12 protein-coding genes and 1 pseudogene are annotated in these 7192 nt (G+C 43.7%); 2 read left to right on the forward strand and 11 right to left on the reverse strand.

Translation table 11 applies throughout. The features are described 5' to 3' along the window. Both Q0236_RS05950 and Q0236_RS05955 read left to right on the forward strand, forming a co-directional pair. Window positions 1-675 (forward strand): annotated as a pseudogene (locus Q0236_RS05950) (phage head morphogenesis protein); the annotation flags it as partial. A 119-nt stretch (window positions 676-794) separates the two neighbouring features. After that, on the forward strand, window positions 795-1274 hold the full coding sequence (locus Q0236_RS05955; protein WP_297916019.1) for a phage virion morphogenesis protein: 480 nt from the start codon (window positions 795-797) through the stop codon (window positions 1272-1274). Window positions 1275-1301: 27 nt separating this feature from the next. Here Q0236_RS05955 and Q0236_RS05960 read toward each other — a convergent pair whose 3' ends face one another. From Q0236_RS05960 to Q0236_RS06010, 11 genes are all read right to left on the reverse strand, one after another. After that, the gene (locus Q0236_RS05960; protein ID WP_297916021.1) at window positions 1302-1934 is read right to left on the reverse strand and encodes a phage minor head protein; all 633 of its coding nucleotides are present in this window, start codon (window positions 1932-1934) and stop codon (window positions 1302-1304) included. 51 nt (window positions 1935-1985) lie between these two features. Next, entirely contained in the window at window positions 1986-2264 is a 279-nt protein-coding gene (locus tag Q0236_RS05965) for a Mor transcription activator family protein (protein WP_297916023.1), read from the reverse strand. Then, window positions 2251-2736, reverse strand: coding sequence for a phage protein GemA/Gp16 family protein (locus Q0236_RS05970; RefSeq protein WP_297916025.1), 486 nt, complete (start codon window positions 2734-2736; stop codon window positions 2251-2253). The genes Q0236_RS05965 and Q0236_RS05970 overlap by 14 nt, the downstream gene beginning before the upstream one ends. Beyond that, complete coding sequence (locus Q0236_RS05975; protein WP_297916027.1) at window positions 2733-3854, reverse strand: AAA family ATPase; 1122 nt, start codon at window positions 3852-3854, stop codon at window positions 2733-2735. The genes Q0236_RS05970 and Q0236_RS05975 overlap by 4 nt, the downstream gene beginning before the upstream one ends. Continuing rightward, window positions 3799-4218 (reverse strand): YopX family protein, encoded by a 420-nt coding sequence (locus Q0236_RS05980; RefSeq protein ID WP_297916029.1) that lies wholly within the window; start codon window positions 4216-4218, stop codon window positions 3799-3801. Before Q0236_RS05980 ends, Q0236_RS05975 begins: the two co-directional genes overlap by 56 nt. A 10-nt stretch (window positions 4219-4228) precedes the next feature. Next, window positions 4229-5020, reverse strand: a complete 792-nt coding sequence (locus Q0236_RS05985) for a phosphoadenosine phosphosulfate reductase family protein (protein ID WP_297916031.1) — start codon at window positions 5018-5020, stop codon at window positions 4229-4231. A gap of 83 nt (window positions 5021-5103) precedes the next feature. Then, on the reverse strand, window positions 5104-5574 hold the full coding sequence (locus tag Q0236_RS05990) for a hypothetical protein (RefSeq protein ID WP_297916034.1): 471 nt from the start codon (window positions 5572-5574) through the stop codon (window positions 5104-5106). 50 nt (window positions 5575-5624) lie between these two features. Next, complete coding sequence (locus Q0236_RS05995) at window positions 5625-5768, reverse strand: hypothetical protein (protein ID WP_297916036.1); 144 nt, start codon at window positions 5766-5768, stop codon at window positions 5625-5627. 12 nt (window positions 5769-5780) lie between these two features. Continuing rightward, window positions 5781-6269, reverse strand: coding sequence for a host-nuclease inhibitor Gam family protein (locus Q0236_RS06000; protein WP_297916038.1), 489 nt, complete (start codon window positions 6267-6269; stop codon window positions 5781-5783). A 117-nt stretch (window positions 6270-6386) separates the two neighbouring features. After that, on the reverse strand, window positions 6387-6740 hold the full coding sequence (locus tag Q0236_RS06005; protein WP_297916040.1) for a hypothetical protein: 354 nt from the start codon (window positions 6738-6740) through the stop codon (window positions 6387-6389). Between the two features lie 72 nt (window positions 6741-6812). Then, on the reverse strand, window positions 6813-7121 hold the full coding sequence (locus Q0236_RS06010) for a hypothetical protein (protein WP_297916042.1): 309 nt from the start codon (window positions 7119-7121) through the stop codon (window positions 6813-6815). Window positions 7122-7192 lie beyond the last annotated feature (71 nt).

Here is a 7192-nt window from a genome sequence, read left to right on the forward strand (position 1 = left end):
CCGCTTGCAGACGGCTCGTTTTTGCCAAGCGTAGCGCAGGATGATTTTGCTTACAACCCAGGCAAAATGGATCATTTGGATGAAATTTTTATCGAAAAGAAACAAGAGGCGCTAGGCGCCGTTACTGCGGAGACTGCGCGACAAAAGTTAAAAGAGCGTTTAGCGGGCTTTGGACACGAAAGAGATCTGCATGTATGGAGAAGCGGGCTTGAGGATGCGATAGATGAGATCATCGTAAAAGACAATCCAAAAACGCCGATCAATATGGTGCAGGTGGGCTTTTTGAATGCTTTTTTAGCAAAGAAAGCAAGCGAAATTTTAGGCGCAGATGTGCAAAGCGGCGGCATAATCATCACAAAAAAGCATCTGTCCCACGCAGCCCCGAAGCGTAAAGAGGGCTACGATCATGCCCTTAGGATAGAGGAGATGCGCGAGATAGTTTCGGTGCTGGATAACGAAAACAACGCTTATACGGATCTACGCAAAAAGCACAAAAATATTCTGTTTATTTTTGAGGACAAAAAAGACGGCTCAAAGATAAATTTAATCCCCATCGAAATAAGTAAAATAATTAAGAAATTCAAGCAAAGCAACTACGTAATAACGCTTGATAAAAATGATAAAAAAACGATTGAGGATTTGATTGAAAAGGGCGAAATCAAAAAGATAAAGTAGCTCGGCGGGAGTCGAACCCGCGATAACCGCTATGCCAACGCATAACGTCCGTCTACGCACACTGACGCCATCGAGGCTACTTTTACGGGTATTATAATAAATTTTAAAGGCAAAGTCAAATGATAGAGATTACGGGCCTAGAGGCGGTGCAAAGAAAGCTAAAAGGGCTGGCCGAATTGGGGCACAATACTGAGCCTTTGATGCATACGATCGGTAATATCATCGCAAATTCGATCAAGGATAGCTTCGAGGATGAAAAAAGCCCGTTCGGGCAAAAATGGGCCGCTTTAAAGCCGAGCACCGTCGCGCAAAAGAAGCGAAAAGGCAAGTCCGATAAAATTCTACGTCGTGACGGATATTTGGCGGATAAATGGGTAGTGGACGCAACCAGCAAAAGAGTGATCGTATCAAATAACTCAAAGCATAAAGGTTTTGCCTATGGGCTGGTGCATCAATTCGGCACCCATAAAGCGGGGCGAAGCAAAAATATTTTTATCCCGGCTCGTCCGTTTCTGCCCGTCAATAAGGGCGGCAAGCTTCAAAGCGATATACAAAAAATCATCAAAACGCAGATGATAAATTTCATCAAAAAAATTTAACGGAGAGTACGAAACAAGGAATTAGGCCTATTTTAAAGGAATATAATCAAGCTCACAAATTTGTATAAAAGGCTCTATCAGATCCACTTTCAATCCGAGCTTGCCAAAATTTTCTGCAAAAAATTCGCTTTCAAGTATCTCGTCGGTATTTAAATTTGAACTATCTGTAGTGATGGTGTATCCTTTTGCGGCTACCTCGGTATCCGTTAAAACCTGAACTTGGCATCTGCATTTTAACCCGTTCGGCGGATAAAATCTATCCCAAAATGGATCCATTTTCGGTAAAATAATGTTATGGATACTTGCATGCGCTTGATTTGTTAAATTATCTATAACGGCTACGTATCGAAAATATTTTCCGAGACTTTTCATTTGGCTATCATAGCGTCTTTTCGCATAATATAATCTATTGGCGAAATTAAATAATATCTCTAGTCCGTCTTGAAAAATAAGTTTTTGTTTGGTTTTCCCATTCTTTTGCATTATTTTTATATCTTTTACGAAACCAAGGAACGAAAGTAGGGCAATCTCCTTCTTTATCCACTCGTCAAAACCGATACCATCATCTATTGCATACATGAAGGATTGAGCAAGAGTGCTCGCTTTTCTCTGTTTCGCATCAAATTTACTTTTTAATTTATTTTCCTCGTATTTGTCCACGGGCAATCCTTAAATTTCTCCCGTAGATTATATACTGTTTGAAGTTCGGCGTCAAATTTCTCGTATTGCTGCTTCTCTTATTATGCTACAGACACCATTGTAGCTTAGCCCATATTTAGCGGCGATCTCTCGGATTATTACGGTGCTTTGCTTTCCTGCAGCCACCCCTTCTTCATAATCTTTAATGATGTCGCGATTTCGAAAGGTGCTTTTGTAACTCGGCACGTAGATATTGGCTCCGCCGTATTCTTTGAGCACGTCGGCCATACTTTCGCTATCTTTAACGCAGTTATAGAATTCAACGAATAGATCGAAATTATTTATCAGCAAAGTACGCTCCTTGCATCTTTCGTAGAGCGATAATCACGTCCGTGGCTTCGCTGCGGCTTAGATACCAAAGGCAAAATACCAGCCTGCCGGTTATTCGCTCGATAAAAAGTCGCAGCGCAAGCCCCGTTTTTACTCTTGCGATCCTATTCCAAATGCCTACGATGGTATCAAGCTGCTTTTGCGTAGCCTTTAGGGGGTCTTTTTTAGCGATTTCCCTTGGCACTCCGCCCGTTTGCGCGGTCGTATCTTTAGCGCTGCTTCGTTTGAATTTAGGCTCGAATTTGCTTTTATAGCCGACTACCGCCAAAACCTTTCTGAGCTCATCGATATTGAGGTCTTTTAGGCTATTCTTGCCGAATTCCGCCTGTAGATACACCCTGCGACATTCATCATCCACGAAATAGTTATGCTTGAGCGTGTGGATCATTTTGATGTAGTATTTTTTTAGCTCATCTTTCTTATTTATCTTCATCGAAAAGCCCCCCCACTACGCATAGTTGTAATAGTTGTATCAGTTGTAGCCGGTTGCCTGCAACTATATATTACGCTCTTGCCAACCTTGCGGCTATACCACAATTTGCCGTCGAATTTATCTAGGCAATCGCGGGCGGTTTTATCGTCCTTCGCATAGCCTGCGCCGTTTAAAAGCTCGGTTTTATTTAGTTCGCCAAGCTCCAGCGCGCGCCTGATCTCAGCGGTGAAACCGAGCTCGTATTCGCTCATCCGCGCAAGCTGCAGATCAAGCTCTTTTAGCTGTAAGCTTGCTAGATCCACGCAAAAGCCGCCATCCTTTACGCCTGCGCGCTCCTTCGCTACTTCGCATAAAAAATTGAGCTCGTTTTGCGGGCTGGGGCGCTTGATGAGATGATACATCACGTCAAGCGAATTTCTGATATGATTGCTGCCTTGGTAGTTGCGCCCATCCTTATTGGAGTGGTGCAGAATCAAGATCGTAGCGCCGGCTTCGCGCAAATTTTTAAGTGCTGCAAATAGCCTATTTACGCGGTTATCGTTATTTATATCCACGAAATCGCGTAGGCTATCGAGTATGAAAACGCAGCCCTCATACGCTTTGCCGATCGCGCTTTCTTCCAGCTTCATCACGAGCTCGAAGCCGTCCATTTCGATACTTGAGCGCTGAATGTAGCTGAGATTTGGAAAGCGATTTATGAGGAGTCGGTCTACTCCGCGCTGCTTTAGTACTCCGACGGGATTATCGTAATCAATGAAAAACACTCTCTGGCTTTCCTCGCAGAGCCTTTTAGCCAGCGCGAATGCCATATAACTTTTACCCGTGCCGCCGTCGGCATAAATAAGCGTAATAAGCCGTTTTACTAAAAAATCCTCTATTAAAAATTCGATTTTCTCGTTAAAGCTTTCACTTTTTAGACTCGAGCTTTGTAAAAAGTCGAATATATCGTTTTCGTTCATATCGGTGCCCGTCTTTCTTAATCTTTCAGTATTATTAGCGCTACTATCGCCGTAATGCTCAGTGTGATAAATATCGTGCTCGCAAATATCAAAAAGAGCTGCATTATTTAATCTCCAAATTTGGGTTCTCGTAAATATTGCCGATGACTTCAAACTCATCTGAAGCCTTTTTAAACTCCTTTGTAATTGGATAATCCGGGTTTATCCTGCTTAGGTCGTGCATATAAAATCCGCAATCAAAGCAAATTTTATAAGTGCGCAATCCCCACCTAACGAAGAAGTCCGTATAAATTTCTTTGCCGTTTTTGTCATTTACACCTGTATATTGCATTAGCTCGATTTTACGAAAAGAAACCTCGAAGCTGGTTTGTTCTTTTTCGCTCCAAAGCGTAGCTATTTCATTCGCGAAATTTAGATCCATTACTTCATATATTCCTTTTGGAAATTTCTCATATCCAAGCGTTATTCCGTTTGCCAGTCTCTGATTGCAACGCAAAAACGCCTTGAATTTTAACTCTGCCATCGCCTATCCTTTAAATTTTGCAGAAGCAGTCTTTAAGCGGTTCGTCGTCAAACGCCAAAGAACCTTGCCTGCTTAGGCGGATAAATTCTGCCTCCATATCCGTGCAGGTTAAATTTCCCGCAAACCACGACGTATTCAATACTGCTTCGCCGCCATCTCGTAAAGCGAGAAGCTCAGCTTCGATCCGCTTCATATACTCCCATTCAGGTTTGAAGTTTTTCCATACCTGATAGAAGGCGCGCTTTGACTGCGCAGGACAAAAATAGCAGCCCGTGCGGCTGAAGTATCTATATAGCGGATTTTCCATCTCGCGCTCTTTCAGATACGCCGTGCAGTCTGCTTCGCTCATATTGTAGTCGTCGATGAGCGGATACAAAAACTCATTGCCGTCCATTCTGCGACGGGTTTCGTCTGTAGTGTAGCCGATATAGATCTTATACTCGTCAAAGCTCTGGGCCTTGAGCCAACGCTCGAATGGCGCAACTTTCGCCTCTCTCCGCCACGCACAAAAGCCCTGCGTCTGCGGAGCGGGGAGACCCCGAATGGCTCCTTTGTTTTCGCCTCTGCTAATGCGTCCGAAAACACACTCCTCAAAACTCATCGCAGGCTTTAGTATCGTGATCTCCTTGCCGTATCGCGCCCGAAAATACTCGCCGAGCTTGGCGATGTATTCATACATAGCCGCAAATTCGTGCAAAGTATCATAAAAAACGATATGATCGAGCGGCTTTTTGTCGCGCAGTAACAAATCTAGCATCGCCGTACTATCCTTACCGCCCGAAAGCGTTGCGATATGGGTCATCTCTTTCCTTTAAATTTAAACTCTTTAACAAGTCTTTAAAATCAGCTTTAAAGGCTTGTTAAAGGGCTTAAAGCCCTTTAAAATTATTTATTTGCCAGCCTAAACCCAAGCGCGTAAAGAGGAGTAGCAGTCGAAGGATCTTTAAGATATTCTTTTAGCGCTTCTTTCGTATATCTGCGAGGCGTTGTGTTCCACTTGCCATCAGATTCTTGGTACTCCCAAAACCAAAGGACGTCATCTGACTTGATGAAATTGCTATTGAGGTATTCTTCATCAAAGCAAACTTTTATACCGCTTTCGATTTCGAGCGTGAATTTATCGGTTATTTTAATTATTTGGTGGATATCGCATCTTCCAAGAGGTTTGCATCCATACTCTAGCCTAACGAGCACGTCACCTATTTTGAATTTCGGCTGTTTTTCTTTTGGCTTGATACGAAGCTTAAAATTTTCCCAAACCCAAAATGGATATTTTATTTCCTTCCAGTCCTCTTTTTCGTTTTCCTTTATTTCTATCTCCTCACCTCTCTCGTAGGCTTGCATAATCTCGATCATTTCTGTCCTCGTCATTTTATATTCTCCCATTAGACATTTTTATAAAGGGCTTAACGCCCTTTAACAAAGTTTTGGAGCTTTGCTCTTCTTACGTATCTAGGCAAAAGCCTATTTTTATTATCTCTTGAGCCTTTAAATTTGCTCCAGTATATTTGAAACATGCTCTCTTTTGAAGTTAGCGAGTCGTTTTTCATCTGCTATCCTTTTTAGACATTTGCGCTTTGCAAATTTTCTATCTTGGTCTCGATGCGGAAGTTATCTTTAACCGTGCGCTTTAGACCTAGTTTAACGAGGCTTGCGTCATCAAGCTCGCAGATCGCGTCTTTGTTTATAGTCTCCTCGTACGTGATGCAATCATCAAGCTTATAACTCTTTAGCGCTTTGATGAGCTTCTCGACCTTTTCTTTGATGCGCGGCAAGCTTACGCTTTTACTGAGCTTATAGCCTATCTTACCGAAGGTGAAATCCTTACTGCGCTTTTCGGCGAACTCCGCCTTATTGCTCTCACAAAAAGCCGTGATTTGAGCTTCGATATATTTCTTTTCGCTGTCCAGCTTCTCGACCCGGGCTTTTTGTGCATCCTTGATCTCGTTGCACTTTAGCGTTATCTCTCCGTTTATATCGGTCAAAGCCACCTCAAGCTCACATACTCGCTTTAGCGCGTTATCGACATCTGCGAAACTTTTGATTTCCATGGTATTACTCCTAAAATTTTAAATTTTTTGGCTAGGCCGTAACTCAGCACGTAGCCGTATCGTAGGCAGATCGGAAGGTTATTTTTATTCTTCTTTACGATCCGCACCTTACCGCCCTCACTCGTCAAACAAGCTAAATTTCAGCTCCCTCACGCCGAGCTGTCTTGCAAGCTCTCGCTCGTATGCCATGCCCTTGCTATTTTCGCTGCCTTCGCAGGCAAAAAAGTAGTAGTAGCTGCATACCGAGAGGAGCTCCTCGCAGTTTTTCATTATTCGCTCGCGCTCCAGCTCGCTATACACCCCCATCCATGCAAGCACGGGCGAGATGGGCTCATAGCCGTTGGCGCGCACGATGGCGCAGGCCTGCTCGGCAAGCTTGCGGGCATAGTAGTCGCGATCTCGCTCATGCTTACACGGGATACTTGCATAAGGCGAGCTTACGAAGCAAAGTCGCGCCGTTCGTTTATCCATATTTTCCGCTCCTTCCTTTTTGAATTTAAGCTTTAGCGCTTATGTAAACCCTCGCAGAGGGCTTGATAAATGCTATGCTTCTCTTAAATACTTTAAAATTTTCTCAATATACGAATCGCTTGCCATCGTTTCATCGGCGCAGATATGAAGCCTGCCGAAACAGGCGATCTCTTTGCACTCCCTTTTGCCTCCGTAGTAAAAGCTCACATAAAATACCCAGCCCTTTATGAGTTGCCCGCCCTTTATTTCATCGCGACGCACCGAGCGTAGACCTACGCGTACAAGGGCAGGCATGGCGGCGCTCATCTTTGCGTGTAGTTCGCGCAAAGAGCTCGCGCTGTAGTTTTCGGCGCTTAGATTTATTAAATCCTTAAGCTTCAACTCTTCGTTCCTTTCAGGCTCCAGCCGCTACCGAGCCTTTGAGCTCTGCATTTTTCTATCTCTGCGATAGT

This window comes from uncultured Campylobacter sp. (genome assembly GCF_938031315.1).
Lineage (GTDB): Bacteria > Campylobacterota > Campylobacteria > Campylobacterales > Campylobacteraceae > Campylobacter_B.